Source organism: Sulfitobacter sp. M368 (assembly GCF_025141875.1).
In the GTDB taxonomy this organism is placed as follows: Bacteria; Pseudomonadota; Alphaproteobacteria; order Rhodobacterales; family Rhodobacteraceae; genus Sulfitobacter; species Sulfitobacter mediterraneus_A.
Genome location: NZ_CP081113.1, coordinates 3,457,885 through 3,475,492 on the forward strand (window position 1 = coordinate 3,457,885; position 17,608 = coordinate 3,475,492).

Annotated in this window: 18 protein-coding genes and 1 pseudogene; 5 read left to right on the plus strand and 14 right to left on the minus strand. The window is 57.1% G+C overall.

What is annotated here, in order from left to right:
- The first annotated feature begins 16 nt into the window (after positions 1 to 16).
- Positions 17 to 1,672: an energy-dependent translational throttle protein EttA gene (gene ettA / locus K3754_RS17065; protein WP_203209943.1), complete on the plus strand. Its 1,656-nt coding sequence runs from the start codon at positions 17 to 19 to the stop codon at positions 1,670 to 1,672.
- An 84-nt stretch (positions 1,673 to 1,756) separates the two neighbouring features.
- Here ettA and K3754_RS17070 read toward each other — a convergent pair whose 3' ends face one another.
- Complete coding sequence (locus K3754_RS17070; RefSeq protein WP_203209942.1) at positions 1,757 to 2,719, minus strand: response regulator; 963 nt, start codon at positions 2,717 to 2,719, stop codon at positions 1,757 to 1,759.
- A 405-nt stretch (positions 2,720 to 3,124) separates the two neighbouring features.
- On the opposite strand from K3754_RS17070, the gene K3754_RS17075 reads away from it, so the two are divergent.
- Together K3754_RS17075 and K3754_RS17080 are read left to right on the plus strand one after the other, a co-directional pair.
- The gene (locus K3754_RS17075) at positions 3,125 to 3,331 is read left to right on the plus strand and encodes a cold-shock protein (protein ID WP_025049574.1); all 207 of its coding nucleotides are present in this window, start codon (positions 3,125 to 3,127) and stop codon (positions 3,329 to 3,331) included.
- A 140-nt stretch (positions 3,332 to 3,471) separates the two neighbouring features.
- Positions 3,472 to 4,023, plus strand: a complete 552-nt coding sequence (locus tag K3754_RS17080) for a L,D-transpeptidase (RefSeq protein ID WP_203209941.1) — start codon at positions 3,472 to 3,474, stop codon at positions 4,021 to 4,023.
- Positions 4,024 to 4,093: 70 nt separating this feature from the next.
- Here K3754_RS17080 and K3754_RS17085 read toward each other — a convergent pair.
- The 8 genes and pseudogenes from K3754_RS17085 to K3754_RS17120 form a co-directional block, all read right to left on the minus strand.
- Positions 4,094 to 4,465, minus strand: a pseudogene (locus tag K3754_RS17085) (macro domain-containing protein); the annotation flags it as partial.
- Between the two features lie 152 nt (positions 4,466 to 4,617).
- Entirely contained in the window at positions 4,618 to 5,607 is a 990-nt protein-coding gene (locus K3754_RS17090; RefSeq protein ID WP_203209939.1) for an ABC transporter substrate-binding protein, read from the minus strand.
- A 37-nt stretch (positions 5,608 to 5,644) separates the two neighbouring features.
- Entirely contained in the window at positions 5,645 to 6,484 is an 840-nt protein-coding gene (locus K3754_RS17095) for an ABC transporter permease (protein WP_259938810.1), read from the minus strand.
- Positions 6,484 to 7,347, minus strand: coding sequence for an ABC transporter permease (locus K3754_RS17100; protein WP_203209937.1), 864 nt, complete (start codon positions 7,345 to 7,347; stop codon positions 6,484 to 6,486). Before K3754_RS17100 ends, K3754_RS17095 begins: the two co-directional genes overlap by 1 nt.
- A 63-nt stretch (positions 7,348 to 7,410) precedes the next feature.
- A complete protein-coding gene (locus tag K3754_RS17105; protein ID WP_203209936.1) occupies positions 7,411 to 8,196 on the minus strand; it encodes an ABC transporter ATP-binding protein in 786 nt (261 codons plus the stop codon).
- A gap of 57 nt (positions 8,197 to 8,253) precedes the next feature.
- Complete coding sequence (gene hydA, locus K3754_RS17110; RefSeq protein WP_259938811.1) at positions 8,254 to 9,714, minus strand: dihydropyrimidinase; 1,461 nt, start codon at positions 9,712 to 9,714, stop codon at positions 8,254 to 8,256.
- Between the two features lie 66 nt (positions 9,715 to 9,780).
- Positions 9,781 to 10,110, minus strand: a complete 330-nt coding sequence (locus K3754_RS17115) for a hypothetical protein (protein WP_259938813.1) — start codon at positions 10,108 to 10,110, stop codon at positions 9,781 to 9,783.
- Positions 10,111 to 10,165: 55 nt separating this feature from the next.
- Positions 10,166 to 11,416, minus strand: a complete 1,251-nt coding sequence (locus K3754_RS17120) for a Zn-dependent hydrolase (RefSeq protein WP_259938814.1) — start codon at positions 11,414 to 11,416, stop codon at positions 10,166 to 10,168.
- A gap of 189 nt (positions 11,417 to 11,605) precedes the next feature.
- On the opposite strand from K3754_RS17120, the gene K3754_RS17125 reads away from it, so the two are divergent.
- Positions 11,606 to 12,184: a TetR family transcriptional regulator C-terminal domain-containing protein gene (locus K3754_RS17125; RefSeq protein ID WP_259943392.1), complete on the plus strand. Its 579-nt coding sequence runs from the start codon at positions 11,606 to 11,608 to the stop codon at positions 12,182 to 12,184.
- A gap of 113 nt (positions 12,185 to 12,297) precedes the next feature.
- The gene (locus K3754_RS17130) at positions 12,298 to 12,660 is read left to right on the plus strand and encodes a hypothetical protein (protein WP_259938816.1); all 363 of its coding nucleotides are present in this window, start codon (positions 12,298 to 12,300) and stop codon (positions 12,658 to 12,660) included.
- 23 nt (positions 12,661 to 12,683) lie between these two features.
- Here K3754_RS17130 and preA read toward each other — a convergent pair whose 3' ends face one another.
- From preA to K3754_RS17155, 5 genes are all read right to left on the minus strand, one after another.
- Positions 12,684 to 13,985, minus strand: a complete 1,302-nt coding sequence (gene preA / locus K3754_RS17135; RefSeq protein ID WP_203209930.1) for an NAD-dependent dihydropyrimidine dehydrogenase subunit PreA — start codon at positions 13,983 to 13,985, stop codon at positions 12,684 to 12,686.
- 20 nt (positions 13,986 to 14,005) lie between these two features.
- Positions 14,006 to 14,827, minus strand: a complete 822-nt coding sequence (locus K3754_RS17140) for a class I SAM-dependent methyltransferase (protein ID WP_259938817.1) — start codon at positions 14,825 to 14,827, stop codon at positions 14,006 to 14,008.
- A gap of 43 nt (positions 14,828 to 14,870) precedes the next feature.
- Positions 14,871 to 16,193, minus strand: coding sequence for an NAD(P)-dependent oxidoreductase (locus K3754_RS17145; protein WP_259938819.1), 1,323 nt, complete (start codon positions 16,191 to 16,193; stop codon positions 14,871 to 14,873).
- A 139-nt stretch (positions 16,194 to 16,332) separates the two neighbouring features.
- Positions 16,333 to 16,950: an SOS response-associated peptidase gene (locus K3754_RS17150; RefSeq protein ID WP_259938820.1), complete on the minus strand. Its 618-nt coding sequence runs from the start codon at positions 16,948 to 16,950 to the stop codon at positions 16,333 to 16,335.
- Positions 16,951 to 16,953: 3 nt separating this feature from the next.
- Positions 16,954 to 17,595 carry an arylesterase gene (locus tag K3754_RS17155; protein WP_259938822.1) on the minus strand — a complete coding sequence of 214 codons (642 nt, stop codon included), beginning with the start codon at positions 17,593 to 17,595 and terminating at the stop codon, positions 16,954 to 16,956.
- Positions 17,596 to 17,608: the final 13 nt, after the last annotated feature.

A 17,608-nucleotide genomic window follows, 5' to 3' on the forward strand; every position in this document is an offset into this window, starting at 1 on the left:
CAGACAGGAATCCCTCATGGCCGCCTATCAATTCGTTTATCACATGTCCGGCGTCTCCAAGACCTATCCGGGCGGTAAGAAAACCTTTGAGAATATCCACCTGAACTTTTTGCCGGGCGTGAAGATCGGCGTCGTCGGTGTAAACGGTGCGGGTAAATCTACCCTGCTGAAGATCATGGCCGGTCTGGACAAGGACTTTCAGGGCGAGGCATGGGCCGCCGAGGGGGCCAAAGTGGGCTACCTGCCGCAGGAACCCAAGCTGGATGAAAGCCTGACCGTGCGCGAAAACGTCATGCTGGGCGTGGCCGACAAAAAGGCGATCCTTGATCGCTACAACGAGCTGGCCATGAACTACTCGGATGAAACCGCCGACGAGATGGCCAAGTTGCAAGATGACATTGACGCGCAGAACCTTTGGGATCTGGACAGCCAGATCGATGTTTCGATGGAGGCCCTGCGCTGTCCGCCCGATGATGCCAACATCAAAGACCTCTCGGGCGGCGAAGCCCGCCGCGTCGCGCTGTGTAAACTGCTGCTTGAAGCGCCTGACATGCTGCTGCTTGACGAACCGACCAACCACCTTGACGCCGAAACCATCGCATGGCTGCAACAGCACCTGATGGACTACAAAGGCACCATCCTGATCGTTACCCACGACCGTTATTTCCTGGATGACATCACCAGCTGGATTCTGGAACTCGACCGCGGCAAAGGTGTGCCTTACGAGGGCAACTATTCTGACTGGCTTGAGCAGAAAGCCAAACGTCTGGCGCAAGAAGCCCGTGAAGATAAGTCCAAACAGAAAACGCTTGAACGCGAACTTGAGTGGATGCGCCAGGGCGCGAAGGCCCGTCAGGCCAAGTCCAAGGCCCGTATCAACGCCTATAACGAAATGGCCGACCAGTCAGAGCGCGAGAAACTGACCCGTGCCCAGATCGTCATCCCCAATGGCCCCCGCCTTGGTAACAAGGTGATCGAGGTGGCGAACCTGAACAAAGCCATGGGCGACAAACTGCTGGTCGAAGATCTCAGCTTTGATCTGCCCCCCGGTGGCATCGTCGGCGTGATCGGCCCCAACGGCGCGGGTAAATCAACACTGTTCAAGATGCTGACCGGTCAGGAAAAGCCCGATGCAGGCACCATCGAATATGGTGAAACCGTTGATCTCTCCTATGTTGATCAGTCCCGTGATGACTTGGCCGATGATGATACTGTATGGCAGGCAATCACCGGCGGCGCCGAACTGATCAAACTGGGGGACGCCGAGGTGAACTCCCGCGCCTATTGTTCCTCCTTCAACTTCAAGGGCGGCGATCAGCAGAAGAAGGTTGGCCTGCTCTCGGGTGGGGAACGCAACCGTGTCCACATGGCGCGCCTGCTCAAAGAAGGTGGCAACGTCCTGCTGCTCGATGAACCGACCAACGACCTTGATGTCGAAACCCTGCGTGCCCTCGAAGATGCGCTGGTCGATTTTGCCGGCTGCGCCGTGGTCATCTCCCACGACCGCTTTTTCCTCGACCGGATCTGCACACACATCCTCGCCTTTGAAGGCGAGGCGCACGTCGAATGGTTCGAAGGCAACTTTGAAGACTATGAAGAAGACAAGAAGCGGCGTCTGGGCGCCGACGCGCTTGAGCCAAAGCGCTTGAAGCATAAAAAGTTCGTGCGTTAATCGCGATCTGGACACTTCCGAACAAACAATAGGCGGGGCATGAGATGATCATGCCCCGCCTTTTGAATTAAAAGAGGTCTAGGTTCAGGCCGCGTTCTCGAGCGGTTCAAACAGCTCGTTCTCACGGTCGGCGGCCAGTTCCTGCATCATGTCCTTGTTCTGGAGATGCTCGCGCAGCATGTCGCTGGCGCTCAACCCTGTCCACAGACGTTTGTCAGTCATTGGCGTGACCTGAATTTCCGGTGGCATTGGCGTGCCGTTGGTTTCCATATTCCAACCACTGGTCAGCGCCTCGTTCATATGTTCCTGCAAATCTGCGTGGTTCAACCGCGCACGGCCCATGACCACAGCAAGGAAACGGCCACTGCCTGCATAGCCCATCTTCCAGACCCGGCCATCAAGTGCCTCTTTGGCAGCCTCGGCGACCTGTTCGAGGTTGCGGCGGAACGCGGGGCTGCCCGCAGCCCGCAATACACCGCGCAGGCCCATCACGTCGATGGCAACAAGGTTCATCGCATAGACACCCGCCGGCATCCGCAGCAATTCATTTTCAAGCGCCAGCAGATCGGTGACACCGCCGGTGTCCAGCGACACGGCTTGATCAAACCGGATCTTGGTCTTTTCGGTCAGTTCCGCCAGCGTGTGTTGCGCATGGCGCTCACGGTGCAGGCTGTCATTGAGCATGCCCGCACTATTGATCCGCGCGCCAAGTTCGATCCCATCAAGCGGTTTGGACACAAAATCAGTTGCCCCCGCATGGAATGCCCGGCCCATCAGATCAGCTTCGCGGCTGGCGGTGATCATGATAATGGGTGTGGTGCGATATGATTTCATCGCGCGGATCTGCTCACACAGCTCGATCCCGTCGATACCCGGCAGCATGATATCCAGCAGGAAGCAGTCAATCGGAGTGGTCTGAGCTTGCAGAACCTCCAGCGCGGCTTCCGCCGTTTCGCAGCAGATCAGATCGCCGCTGTTGTCTTTGTTCAGTGAACCCTTGAGCAGATCAAGGATAATTGGATCGTCATCAACTGCAAGTATGCGCATTTCTATTCCCTCTCGTTCAAGATTTTGGTACCGACCCCCATCGGCACAACCTTCTGGCATATGGCCAAGTTATCCCCCTATTGCGGGCTTCTTTGCGACCGATTTAAGACAATTCTAGGTCTTGGTGTTTTCCAGTCTTTTCAGGGTATTCCTTAATATATTGGGTTTGTTCGCCTTAACTTGGCCGAGAATAAGGCAAAAAGGGACGAGAACTGTCACATGGGCAAGCTTTCGCCCGCCCTGTTACGCCCTCTTGTGCGAATCTGATCAAACTGCCATAAGGCGGGTTGCAAACGTTATTCTATTTCGACCCCTGTCTCCTTTTACGGCGCTCAGTTTCGATCCAGACCAACAGAGCCGGGCCATCGCATCTACGCGGATGGCACTAAAATGGAGAATACGGATATGGCCACTGGCACCGTAAAATGGTTCAACACAACTAAAGGCTTCGGCTTTATCGCACCCGATGGCGGCAGCAAGGACGTTTTCGTTCACATTTCTGCTGTTGAGCGCGCAGGCCTGACAGGTCTGGCCGACAACCAAAAAGTGACGTTCGACGTCGAAGCAGGCCGTGACGGCCGCGAAAGCGCGACAAACATCGCACTGGCCTAAGGGCTGGGGGCATTTGCCCACACGCAAAATTGACCGGTCTACTGGCAACAGTAGGCCGGTTTTTTGTTGCCTTAGGGTTGCCAACGCGCCTTAGTTTGCGACAATAAAATTGGTTTTACATAACGAACATGGAGCGACCTATGCGCCGCCGCACATTTTTGGCCAGCACGCTGGCCGCCACCGCCCTTCCACAACTCGCCATGGCAGAGTCCGCCGCCTATGATCCCACTCCGCAAGAGGTGCGCATCAAACGCCAGTATCAGCCCGGTCAACTGCTGATTCTGCCGCGCAGCCATTACCTGTACTTCGTCACCGCACCGGGCAAAGCCATCCGCTATGGCGTTGGTGTCGGCAAGGCCGGCCTTGAATTTACCGGCACGGCGACGATTGCGCTCAAGAAAGAATGGCCCACATGGCGCCCGACCGACGAGATGATCGAACGCGACCCCAAAGCCTACAAGCGGTTCATCGGCAACACCGAAGCCCAGCCCGGCGGCCCTGACAATCCCTTGGGCGCACGGGCGCTGTATCTGTTCCAGAACGGCAAAGACACATATTTCCGCATCCATGGCACCACCCAGCCCAATTCCATCGGCCGCTCGGTGTCCAACGGCTGTATCCGGATGCTGAATGAGCACGTGAAAGACCTGTACGAACGTGTGCCCGTCGGGACAGTTGTGACAGTTCTATAAGACCTGCCGCGTATTCGTTTGATGGAAAGGGCTGGCGTTGCGCCGGCCCTTTTTACTTAGGCTCAGGATACTAGCTGTCAAAGACAACCAATGTGTAATCGAGCCCGGCCAACTCAGCTTCGATAATGCCTTCGATCACCTGCCAGTCTCCGCCCGCCAGCCCTGCGCCGATCATCGGAAAGCCGATCCGCTTTCCGGCAAACCGATCTGCAATGATGGAAAAGCTGCTGCGAATTGCATCATAGTCTGCCTTCCGCCCCTGCCCGCGCCAATCAAACTGGGTGTAGGCATTGACCACCGTCAGCCGAAGATCACCCTGTGCAATCTCGGCAACCGAGATCTGGCCCAACTTGCCGCGATCCCCCTTACCCGTTCTTTTGTCTTCCGCCAGCGCTTCGGGGAATGTCTTCGCAATTCCTCGTGCGATTCCTGCGCCCATGGTGCAAAAGCAGTTTCAGCCATGCACGATCACATCAAAAGCACCGGCCTGTGCCAAGGCGATCAAATCGCCCTTTACCTTTTTCATCGGTTATTCCTCAAAATGAAAAGGGCCAGCGCGTGGCCAGCCCTCTCGCGTCTCAATGCAAGGTCGTTTTAGTTCAGCGCTTTGTCCGTAATCTGATGTGTCCAGGCCCCTTCAGGCGCTTTGGAGATCACCGGATCGGAACCACCAGACAGCAAGGATGCCACCGTGCGCTCATAATCGGCCGGATCAAGTGCGCCGTTGCTGCCCGCGGTCAGCTTGGCCACTTCGCCCATCATGCGCTTTTGGTGCATTTCCGTCTGTGCGCCGGATGCATCGTTGTCCAGAACGATTTCCGCGGCTTCATCCGGATTGGATTCCGCATATTTCCAGCCCTTCATGGACGCCCGTACAAAGCGGACCATTTTGTCTTCAAACGCCGGATCAGACAGTTTGTCTTCGAGAACATACAGGCCATCCTCCAGCGTCGCGACGCCTTGGTCTTCGTATTTGAACACCTGCAGATCGTCCGGTGTCAGACCCGCATCAATCACCTGCCAGTATTCGTTGTAGGTCATGGTTGACACGCAAGCGGCCTGTTTCTGCAAAAGCGGATCCACGTTGAAACCCTGCTTGAGCACCGTGACGCCATCATCGCCGCCATCGGTCGAAATGCCCAGTTTGCTCATCCAGCTCAGGAACGGGAATTCGTTGCCAAAGAACCATACGCCCAGCGTTTTGCCTTTAAAATCGTCTGTGCTGGTCACGCCTGCATCTTTGCGGCAGGTCAACATCATGCCAGAGCTTTTGAACGGCTGGGCGATGTTCACCATCGGCAAGCCTTTTTCGCGTGCTGACAATGCAGATGGCATCCAGTCAACGGTTACATCTGCGCCGCCGCCAGCCAGAACCTGTGTGGGCGCAATGTCAGGGCCGCCCGGTTTGATTGTAACGTTGAGGCCTTCTTCTTCGTAAAAGCCCTTGTCCAGCGCCACGTAGTAGCCCGCGAACTGGGCCTGCGTGACCCATTTCAGCTGCAATGTGACATCGTCTGCCGCCTGCGCCATGGTCCCCCATAGACCCAGCGCCGCACCGGCTGCCAATTTTGTAAATTTTTTCATTTTGTTATCTCCCTCTTGGTTGGTCTTCATATCGTAGTTATTTCCGCTGGCTTGGATGCCAGAATGTCACATGTTTTTCGACCAGCGCCATCAACCCATAAAAGGCTGATCCGACAATCGCCGCCACCACAATCTCGGCCCAGACCAGATCAAGCGCAAGCTGTCCGACCGATGTTGAAATGCGAAACCCCATGCCTTTGACCGGAGAGCCGAAAAATTCGGCAACAATCGCCCCGATCAACGCCAGCGTTGTCCCGATCTTGAGGCCGTTGAACACAAACGGCATTGCAGCAGGCAACCGCAGCTTCAGCAAGGTCTTCCAATAGCCCGCCGCATAGGTCCGCATCAGGTCGCGCTGCATCGCATCGGTTGATTGCAATCCCTGCACAGTATTCACCAACATCGGAAAGAACACCATGACCACGACCACCGCCGCTTTGGATTGCCAGTCAAACCCGAACCACATCACCAGAATGGGCGCCATCCCGATCACCGGCAAAGCGGCCACAAAATTGCCGACCGGCAACAGCCCGCGTTGCAAAAACGGGAACCGGTCAATGGCCACCGCAATCAGGAATGCCGACCCACAGCCGATGATATATCCCGAAAGTGCGCCTTTGAGGACCGTCTGCACAAAATCCACCCACAAGATCGCAGTGGAGGATGCAAAGCGCACGGCAATGACGCTGGGCGCGGGCAACAAGACCTGATTGATCTCAAAGCCGTTCACGACCCCTTCCCAGACCGCAATCAACGTGATGCCAAACACGATGGGAGAGGCCAGCCCCGTGAGCCGCGACGGCGGGCGCCGCGCCAGCCAGACGTTGAGCATCCAACCCGCGATCCAGGCAACCGCTGCAAAGACAAGCCAGCCCATCACGCCATCCCCATCCGTTTCAGCGTGACACGCTGAATGATCCCAATGATGCCGACAAGCGTCGCTGCCAGTGCCGCCGCCATCAACAAAGCAGACCAGATTTGTATTGTCTGGCCATAATAGCTACCAGCGAGCAAACGTGCACCCAAACCGGCCACCGCGCCTGTTGGCAATTCGCCCACAATGGCCCCGACGAGTGACGCCGCCATGCCGATCTTGAGCGATGTAAAGAGATATGGCATCGACGCCGGCAGGCGCAGCTTCCAAAACGTCTGGGATTTGCTCGCAAACCATGTGCGCATCTGATCAAGCTGCATCTGATCGGGGCTGCGCAGGCCTTTGACCATGCCGACAACCACAGGGAAAAACGACAGATACATCGAAATCATCGCCTTGGGCAAAAGCCCCGAAATGCCAACCGCGTTGAGCACCACGATGATCATAGGTGCGATCGCCAGAATGGGAATGGTCTGTGAGGCAATGACCCAGGGCATCACGCTCATATCCATGGTGCGATTGTAGACAATGCCAACCGCCAACAAAATGCCAAGCCCGGTGCCCATTACAAAGCCCAGCAAAGTCGCGCTGAGTGTCACCCAGGAATGATAGATCAACGACCGTTTGGAGGTGATCTTTTTCTCAACCGTGGTTTTCCAAATCTCTTTGCCCACCTGATGTGGTGCAGGCAGTTTGGGCTTTTCTTGTGACCACGTATCCGCGATCAGGGTCGAGGTGGTCAGAACCTCACCGCTGCGCGTGGCTTTATCATAGGCCCAAGGTGCATTCAGCCAGACCGCAGCCGCGTACCACATCACCAGCAAAAACCCGACAACGCTCAAAACAGGAACAACAGATCCCCTCATGCGCCGCCCCCCTGCTTCATTTGGCTAGAAAAACTCATCTGACCTGTCTGCGTCCACTGCGGGTCAATCATCTTGATGCCCCGCACGCAGCCCTTCACGCACCCGGTGCGCCACTTCGAGAAACTCCGGCGTGTCGCGAATGTCCAAAGGGCGGTCCTTGGGCAGCGGGCTGTCAATCACATCCGTGATCCGCCCCGGACGCGGCGACATCACCACGATCTTTGTGCTCAGATAAACTGCCTCGGGGATTGAATGGGTGACAAAGGCGATGGTCTTGCCCGTTCGTTCCCACAGATGCAGCAATTGTTCATTCAGGTGATCGCGCACGATCTCATCCAACGCGCCAAAAGGCTCATCCATCAGCAGAATGTCTGCATCAAAGCTCAGCGCCCGCGCAATCGACGCACGCTGCTGCATCCCGCCCGACAGCTGCCAGGGGAATTTCTTTTCGAAACCGGCCAGTTCAACCAGCTCCAAAACCCGCTGCACCCGCTCGGCCTGCTCCGCGCGTGGCACCCCCATGATCTCAAGCGGAAGCCGGATATTGCCACCAATCGTGCGCCAGGGATAAAGCCCCGCCGCCTGAAACACATAGCCGTAGGCCCGCTGGCGTCGTGCCTCTTCGGGGCTCACACCATTCACGGTCACGGTCCCGCCCGTGGGCTGCTCCAGATCCGCCATGACCCGCAAAAATGTGGTCTTGCCACAGCCTGACGGGCCAATGAACGATACAAAATCGCCGTCCTTGATCTCAAGGTTCACGTCTTTCAACGCATGTACCGGCCCGTCATTGGTTTGAAAGGTCAGGTCTAGGTTCTTGGCGCTGATCACGCTCTGCTTTTCAGTCACTTCATGTCCCTCGCAAAGGGGCAGCGCCCGGCCACCCCTTTTGAATGTCTTGTCCTATCAGATACCCGCCGGAATGTTCAGTGGGTCTCGTTTGATCATCTTCGGGCTGGTCAGCGCCTTCCACTTGCTCAGCGCCACATTGGCGCTTGGGAACGCAGGACGCGGAATAAACTTGCCTCGGCCCGGTTGTGGCTGGCTGTTCTGGCCCCAGGCCCAGATCACATCACCGCGGCTGAGCGTGTAGCGTGCGTTGGCCGTGACCTCAAACCCCTCGAAAACGTTGTAATCCAAAATCGAATGGTGATTGGCGGGGCTGATGGTCTTGGTGATCTTGGGATCCCATACCACGATATCGGCATCGGCCCCCTCAACGATGGCACCCTTGCGCGGATAGATGTTGAGAATCTTCGCCACATTGGTCGAGGTCGCGGCGACAAATTCATTTGGCGTCAGGCGTCCGGTTTCCACACCCTCGGTCCAAAGCACGCCCAGACGTTCCTCAAGCCCGTTCGACCCGTTTGGAATGATCCGGAAATCATCACGCCCGGCGCGTTTCTGGTCGGTGTTGAAGGCCGCATGGTCCGTGGCCACCACTTGGAGGCTGCCTGCTTGCAACCCGGCCCACAAACTGTCCTGATGGTCCTTTGACCGGAACGGAGGCGACATCACGCGCCGCGCGGCATGATCCCAATCCTTGTTGAAATACTCGCTCTCGTCCAAGGTCAGGAACTGGATCAGCGGCTCGCCATAAACCCGCATCCCCTTCTGCCTCGCCCGGCGGATCGCCTCATGGGTCTGCTCGCAGGACACATGCACAATGTACAAGGGCACACCTGCAGTATCGGCAATCGTGATCGCGCGGTTTGCCGCCTCGCCCTCAAGCTCCGGCGGGCGCGAATAGGCATGCCCCTCCGGACCGGTGATCCCCTGATCGAAATACTTCTGCTGCAACTCGGCGACCAGATCACCGTTCTCTGCATGCACCATCGGCAAGGCACCCAACTCGGCACAGCGCTTGAAAGAGGCGAACATCTCATCATCCTCGATCATCAATGCGCCTTTGTAGGCCATGAAATGTTTGAAGGAGTTCACCCCCATATCCACGGCATCTTTCATCTCGTTAAAGACATTCTCGTCCCAACCGGTGATCGCCATGTGATAGCCCACATCCGAACAGATCTGCGGCGCCGACTTGCGGTGCCATTCGTTGATCGCGTTCTTGATCGACCCATCCGCGCCGGGCAGACAGAAATCGACCACCATCGTTGTCCCGCCACAGGCCGCCGCCCATGTGCCGGTCTCGAATGTCTCTGCCGCCGTGGTGCCCATGAAGGGCATTTCCAAATGGGTGTGCGGGTCAATGCCGCCGGGGATCACATAGGCGCCTTCGGCATCGATGTATTCATCTCCCTTGAGGTCCTCACCGATCTGCTTGATCGTTTCTCCCTCGATCAGCACATCTGCTTTCCACGTCCGGTCTGCCGTGCAAACCATTCCGCCCTTGATCACCTTGCTCATCGTCTTTCTCCCATCTTCTTTCTTTTTGGCCCCAAAATACTCCGGGGTTTGGGGCAGCGCCCCAAGTCAAACCGATCCAAAACAACCCAGCGCAGGCCCATGCACACCGATATCCAGCGGCCCAAAATCGCTCTCCACACATAGCGAGAAATATCCCGCCTTGGGCAGATAGACCACCCGGTAGGTGCCATCGCCCCGACTGACAGACCAACAACGCTGGGTCAGCCCGCCGGAGAAATTCACAGTGACCTCGGCGGGCGGACATCGCAGCGACGCAAAATCCTGCGCTGTCTGCCGCAGCACGGTGTCCTGACTGTTTGCGGCCTCGTCCAGTTCGGCGTCCAGCAAGGCATCAACCCGCTGCGCTGTTGAAGGCTGGTGACCGCTGTCCGTCATCGCCGGAATTTATGAAAATTCCGGCCCGATCTTTTCAAAAGGATCGTCGCACGTCTCACCCCACAACCTCCGCTGTTTCTACCACCGCATGCAGTAGCACATCCGCCCCGGCCATCGCCCATTCTTTGGAAATTTCTTCGGCTTCATTGTGGCTCAGACCATCAACACAAGGGCACATAACCATCGCCGTAGGTGCAACACGGTTGATCCAGCAGGCATCATGTCCTGCACCGGAGATCAGGTTCATATGCGAATAGCCCAAACGCTCCGCCGCATTGCGCACCGCAGTCACGCAGCCTTCGTCAAAGGCCACCGGATCGAATCCGCCGACCTTCTCAAATTCGATCTTAAGGCCCATGTCATCGGCAATCTTCTGACCCTCGACACGCAAGCGCGCCTCCATATCTTCGATCACGCTCAACTCGGGCGACCTGAAATCAACGGTAAATACCACCTTGCCCGGGATCACATTGCGTGAGTTGGGAAAGACATCAATATGCCCCGCCGCGCCAACGGCATGGGGCGCATGGGACCATGCAATCTCGTCCACCTTATCCAAAATGCGCGCCATGCCCAGCCCGGCATTCTTGCGCATCGGCATTGGCGTTGATCCGGTGTGGCTGTCCTTGCCGTGGATCGTCACTTGCGTCCAGCTCAGACCCTGCCCATGCGTGACAACTCCGATGTCCTTGCCCTCCGCCTCAAGGATCGGGCCCTGCTCAATGTGCAGTTCGAAAAAGGCGTGCATCTTGCGGGCACCGGTTTCTTCTTCACCGCGCCAGCCAATCCGCTTGAGTTCATCGCCAAATTTCTTGCCTTCGGCATCTTCGCGGTCATAAGCCCAGTCTTGCGTATGAATGCCAGCAAACACTCCCGATGACAGCATCGCGGGCGCATAGCGCGTGCCCTCTTCATTGGTAAAATTGGTCACGACAATCGGATGTTTGGTCTTGATCCCCAGATCATTCATCGTGCGCAGGATCTCAAGCCCGCCCAGAACCCCCAAAACGCCATCATATTTGCCGCCTGTTGGCTGGGTGTCCAGATGGCTGCCCACATAGACGGGCAATGCATCGGGATCTGTGCCCTCGCGGCGGGCAAACATGTTGCCCATCTGGTCCAACCCCATGGTGCAGCCTGCATCTTCGCACCATTTTTGAAAGAGCGACCGGCCTTCACCATCTTCATCGGTGAGTGTCTGGCGGTTGTTACCGCCTGCCACGCCCGGCCCGATTTTGGCCATCTCCATCAGACTGTCCCACAAACGATCGGGGTTGATCTTAAGGTTTTCTCCGGGGGCAGGCATGGGCGGGCTCCTTGATCGGCTATCATCAGAAATTTTACCATTTGGTAAATACACGATTGCGTCTACCATGTTCCCTGTCAAGAACTGGTTTTACCTGCAAAGGCGGTATAGACCTAGGATGCCTGTTTTTGCGGCAACAACAAGGATTTCGCCACGGTGCCAGATACGAAAAAGCCAAGTCGCATTCAGATGCGCAATCGCCGCGTGATCCTTGATGCCGCCCTCGAAGTCTTTTCCCGCCATGGGTATCGCGGCGCGACTCTTGACCAGATCGCGACTGAGGCCGGACTGAGCAAACCCAATATCCTTTATTACTTTAACGGCAAGGAAGAGATCCACGTCACGCTGCTGAGCCAGTTGATGGAAACCTGGCTTGATCCTTTGGTCGAGATGGACGCGGGCGGCGATCCATTGGAGGAAATCCTGGCCTACGTGCAGCGCAAGCTGGACATGACCCGCGATTTGCCTCGCGAAAGCCGCTTGTTTGCCAACGAGATCCTGCAAGGCGCACCGCGCATGGGGGCGCAATTGCATGATGGGCTGAAACCATTGTTTGACGAAAAATGTGCCGTAATCACGGGTTGGGTCAAGGCGGGGAAGCTCGCACCGGTGGACCCACGGCACTTGCTGTTCTCGATCTGGGCAACAACCCAGCATTATGCCGATTTCGAAGTTCAGGTGGATACGCTTTTGGGGGGCGGTGCAGAGGTTTTTGACGGCGCTGCCACCCATCTGCAAACCATGTTTCGGAAATTGCTGGCACCGTGAACCTTTGGTTTACCGTAATTGACGCTGGTCCACTGTATTAGGAAATCATTTACACATTTGCCCCAAGGTAATTGCGGGTGGCGGGCTCCTCTTGATCAAGATCGGAGCACAGGATGAGTTCTATCTTACTTTCAAACCCCTTTGTCACACAGGCGCCTCCGCCAGGTGTGTCGGCAGAAACCCACACTGTTCCCGTCATCGCGCCGACCATCGCCGCCGCGCAGGGGCGTGCGGCAGGCAACAGCACCGGTTTTTCCGGATCTGGCAGCAGTGGCACCAGCGATCAAGGCGCAAATGCAGCGCTGTTTCGCAAAAGGATCAGCGGCGCCTTTCCCCGCCCTGCGGATGCGACCCGAAGTTCGGTCGTCGCTGCGCAAACCCAAACAGAAAAACCGGCCCCCTTACCAGGTGCCGGCCTTCCTGAAGTGTCGATGCCCGATCCGCTGCCGACCTCGCCCTTTCTCAAGAAAGGGTAAGGTCAACAGGTCGGGAGGAGATGTTATTCTGCAGCGTTGGCCGCAGGGTTATTGGGATGGGTTGTCCAGTTGGCATAATCCGGTTGGACAACTTTTCCTGTCCGTGGATCAGTCTCGCCCGGTGCCATTGCCTCCATCGTGATGCAGTCTTCGACGGGGCAAACGTTGACGCACAGGTTGCAAGCCACGCATTCCTCATCGATGACTGTAAATGTGCGGTCTTCGGACATGGCGATCGCCTGGTGCGAAGTATCCTCGCAAGCGGCAAAGCAACGGCCGCAGGAAATGCACAGATCCTGATTAATTTTCGCCTTGGCGATGTAGTTCAGGTTCAGCTGGTTCCAGTCCGTTACATTTGGCACCGCGCGGCCGACGATTTCGTCAACGGATGAGATGCCCTTGCTGTCCATGTAATCGCTCAGACCCGAGATCATTTCCTGCACGATCTTGAAGCCATAGGTCATCGCGGCGGTGCAGACCTGCACGTTGCCAGCCCCAAGCGCGAGGAACTCCGCCGCGTCTTTCCAGGTTGTCACGCCGCCAATGCCGCTGATCGGCAGGCCTTGCAGGCCCGGATCGCGGGCGATTTCCGCCACCATGTTCAAGGCAATGGGTTTCACCGCAGGGCCGCAATAGCCGCCATGCGCGCCTTTTCCGTCAATGGTGGGTTCCGGCGCAAAAAGGTCCAGATCAACCGAGGTGATCGAATTGATTGTGTTGATCAAGCTCACCGCATCCGCGCCGCCACGCTTGGCCGCTTCGGCGGGCTTGCGCACGTCTGTAATGTTTGGCGTCAACTTGACGATCACTGGCATACGCGTGTTCGCCTTGACCCAGCGCGTGACCATTTCAATGTATTCCGGCACCTGCCCCACGGCAGAGCCCATGCCACGTTCACTCATCCCATGTGGGCAGCCAAAGTTGAGCTCAACCCCATCCGCGCCTGTCTCTTCGACCATCGGCAGGATCATCTTCCACGGCTCTTCCTCGCAAGGCACCATGAGCGACACGATCATCGCTTGGGCGGGGTAGTCGCGTTTGACCTCTTTGATTTCGTCCAGATTGGTCTGCAACGGACGGTCGGTGATCAATTCGATGTTGTTCAAGCCCAAGAGTCGCCGGTCAGCACCGTAAATTGCGCCATAACGCGGCCCGTTCACGTTGACGACATGTGGGTCTAACCCAAGGGTTTTCCACACAACACCGCCCCAGCCCGCATCAAAGGCGCGGCGCACATTGTAGGCTTTGTCCGTCGGCGGCGCAGAGGCCAGCCAGAACGGGTTTGGGGATTTGATCCCGATAAAATTCGAAGAAAGATCTGCCATCTTGCGTCTCCTGTCGGGCCTCAGCCCTTTCTAAAAATCATTTCTACGGGTTGGATGTGGTCTGCCTGGACCGCGCCAATCATGTTGGCCATCTTGTTTGGGGCTGCGTCCCCCATCAGCATTGGCAAGCTTACCGGCGGCGGCCCCGAGGCCGCTATCTTGGCCTGCATGTCGGCAAAGAACTGTTTTGCAAACGCACCCCGGTCATTGCGGATCTCAAGGGTGAAACCTGCCTTTTGTGCCGCAGTTTTGTAGTCAGCTGGCGTTCCGAGGAAAGAATCCTCTGCCGTGGTCGCCCAAGGCACTGGAAATTCCGGCTGCCCGCCGAACAGCATCACATCATAGACAGCAAAGACTCCGCCATCGGTCAGAACCCGTGCAGCCTCCGCGAACAGCTTGTCCTTATCTTGGATGTTCATACCGACATGGATCAACGTGGCCGCGTCAAAACTGACATCGGCGAAAGGCAACTGCGTTCCGCTGCCCACCTCAAAGGACGTCTTCGCGCCCACAATCTCGCTCAGCTTTTCAGCGCAGGTTACAAAGTCCGGCGTCAGGTCGATGCCGACGACCTTGATGCCATATTCACTGGCAATGAAACGCGCCGTTCCACCGATCCCCGATCCGATATCCAACAGCCGCGTGTCCGCAGTCAGCCCCAGCGGATCAAGCAAAGCCTTGGTTGCCGCGATGCCGCCAATATGAAACTCATCAATCGGCTTGAGGATTTGCGCAGTGATCTGCGCCTCCTCGATCCCTGACTGAGCAAGCTTTTCGATGATCTTCTCGAAGAGGTCCGACTGCGCATAATGCCGTTCGATATGATCGACAGCGCCGCTCATTCCCCTCGTCCATTCAAAGGCAGGGTGGTGTGAAAATATTGCATTAGGCGCTCAACACTTCATGCATATCCATAGCCGCATCGCGGCCTTCGGCAACTGCTGTCACTGTCAGATCGTCACCGCCTGACGCACAATCGCCCCCGGCCCATACACCATCAAGCGATGTCCGACCCGTGCCATCCACCTTGATCTTGCGGCCATCCAGCTCTGGCAGGTCGTCCCCCTCAAGGGTCTGACCAATCGCCTTGAACACCTGATCCGCCGCAAGGCGCAGTGTCTGGCCCGTGCCGTTCATGTCCTCGTCTACGTATTCGAATTCGATCTCACGCACCGCGCCGTTGCCATGCACCGCCTTTGGCACTGCATGAGTCACGATCCGCACGCCCTTTGAGGCTGCGAGGTCTTGTTCAAATGCGCTGGCATTCATACGGTCGCGGCCCCGGCGATACACCAACGTGACATTCAATGCGCCCAGCAGCTTGGCCTGCACGGCGGCATCAACAGCGGTCATACCGCCGCCGATCACCACAACATCGCGACCAATCGGTACGCTGGCCAGATCACTGGCCTGCCGCAAATCGGCGATGAAATCCACCGCGTCGGTCACGCCGTCCTTGTCCTCGCCATCCGCGCCAAGCGCGTTCACACCGCCCAGACCAATCCCGAGAAAAACCGCATCGTAGGTATCGCGCAGCCCTTGCAGGGTGATCCCCTGCCCCAAGGCCACGTCATGTTTCAGGGTAATGCCGCCGATTTTCAGCAACCAATCCACCTCGCCTTGCGCAAAACCATCCGGGGTCTTGTAGGCGGCGATCCCGTATTCGTTCAGCCCGCCGGGCTTGGGCCGCGCGTCATGTACCACGACATCATGCCCCATCATCGCCAAACGGTGCGCCGCAGAAAGGCCCGCTGGCCCTGCACCGACCACCGCAACCGTCTTGCCCGAAGGCGCGCCTCGTTCAAAGGGATGCACGCCCTGTTCTTGTAAATGATCGGTGGCGTAGCGTTGCAACTGACCAATCAGCACCGGCTTGCCCTCGGCCAATTCACGCACACAGGCCTCTTCGCACAATGTCTCTGTCGGACAGACACGTGCGCACATGCCGCCCATGATGTTTTGGCTCAGGATCGTTTTGGCCGCCGCATCCGGCGTGCCTGTGGCGATCTGGCGAATGAACAGCGGGATATCAATGTCCGTCGGGCAGGCCGTGATACAGGGCGCATCATGGCAGAAATAGCAGCGATCAGCGGCCACCAGCGCTTCATGCGCATCAAGTGGCGGATGCAAATCCGAAAACTGCGCCTCATAACTCTCTTGATCCAACCGGCCCGGCTTGATCCCTTCGGCAAAAACGTCTGATGACATCTGGTACACCCCTGAATGACCTGATTTTTAAAAACGGTCTCACGGATTCATTTTTTTATCAACTGGTAAAATTATTGAAAGGGTAAGAAAATGCACCATGGGCGCGGGATGCCAAAGAAATGTGCAAGGATCAGGATGCTTAAGCTCCCGACCAATCAACGCCTTCCGCTTTCTCGATCCGCAACAAGCCTTCGGGCCATGGGACCATGAGCCTCTGCACCTCTGAGACCTGCCCTTGCAGCCAAAGCGCGATATCGCTCGGCCTCAGCAGAACACCCATGCGGTGATGGATCGGTTCAACATCTGCGTTTGGCGGGCAAGTCACTGTGGCGACCTGCTCCACCTTGATGCCGCCGGGGCCGCGCCAGACATCGGTGATCGCCGCGAAGAAAAGCAATCCGCCATCCTTTGCCGATATCCGCCACGCGGTCTTTTTTCGTTTCTCGCCGGTCCATTCATACCAGCCGTCTACCGGCACAACCGCCCGCCCTGTGCCTTCATAGGCGGATTTTTCAAAAACCGTCTCTGATCTTGCGTTGATCAGCGTTTCCATCACCGGACGGCCCCGCGCATTGACGCGGCCCACTGGAATGATGCCCCACCTCATGCGGGAAACGCCCTTGGTGGTGAGGCAGAGAATCTCTTGGCCCGGTGCAATGTTATGGCGGGGCGGGTCATTATCGTACGCTGATGTATCGATGCCCAGAACATCGCTTATCTCCGCAAGGGGTGATGTCAAAAACAGGCGACCGGGCATCGGTTAGCCCTTTATCTGATTGACCAGATCCAACAGCTCCGGCCCGAACCGGGCCACGATCATCGCCACACCTTCGGCATTTGGATGGACCCCGTCACCCTGAAACAGCGCCCGATAGGCGCTCAGATCCTCGTTTTCCTCTCCCTCTGTCAGCCCCGCGAAAAAGCTTTCAAGATAGAGTGTTTCAAAATCCTTGGCCAAGTCGGGGTAGATCGCCTCAAAATCGGCCTTGTAGTCTTCGCCATAATTCCCCGGCGCTTGCATACCAACCAGCAAAACCTCGACCTCGGCGGCTTGGGCGGCGGTCAGGATACCGGTCAGATTCTGCCGCGCTTGTTCCGGTGGCAGCCCGCGCAGCACGTCATTGCCGCCCAAAGCCACGATCATACCGTCCACATCTGGTGTCAGGGTCCAGTCCACCCGCGACAAACCACCGGCAGTGGTATCGCCGGAAACCCCGGCATTGATCAATCGCACGTCCGCGCCATTCGCATCCAGCCAGGCCTGCAATTGCGGCACAAACCCTTGTTCGGCGGGCAAGCCATACCCTTGGGTCAGACTGTCGCCCAAGGCGGCAATAACCACCTCATCGGCTTGCGCAGTCCCTGCGAAACAGGCCAGAAATCCAATCATTACCTTGCGCATTTCAAACTGACCT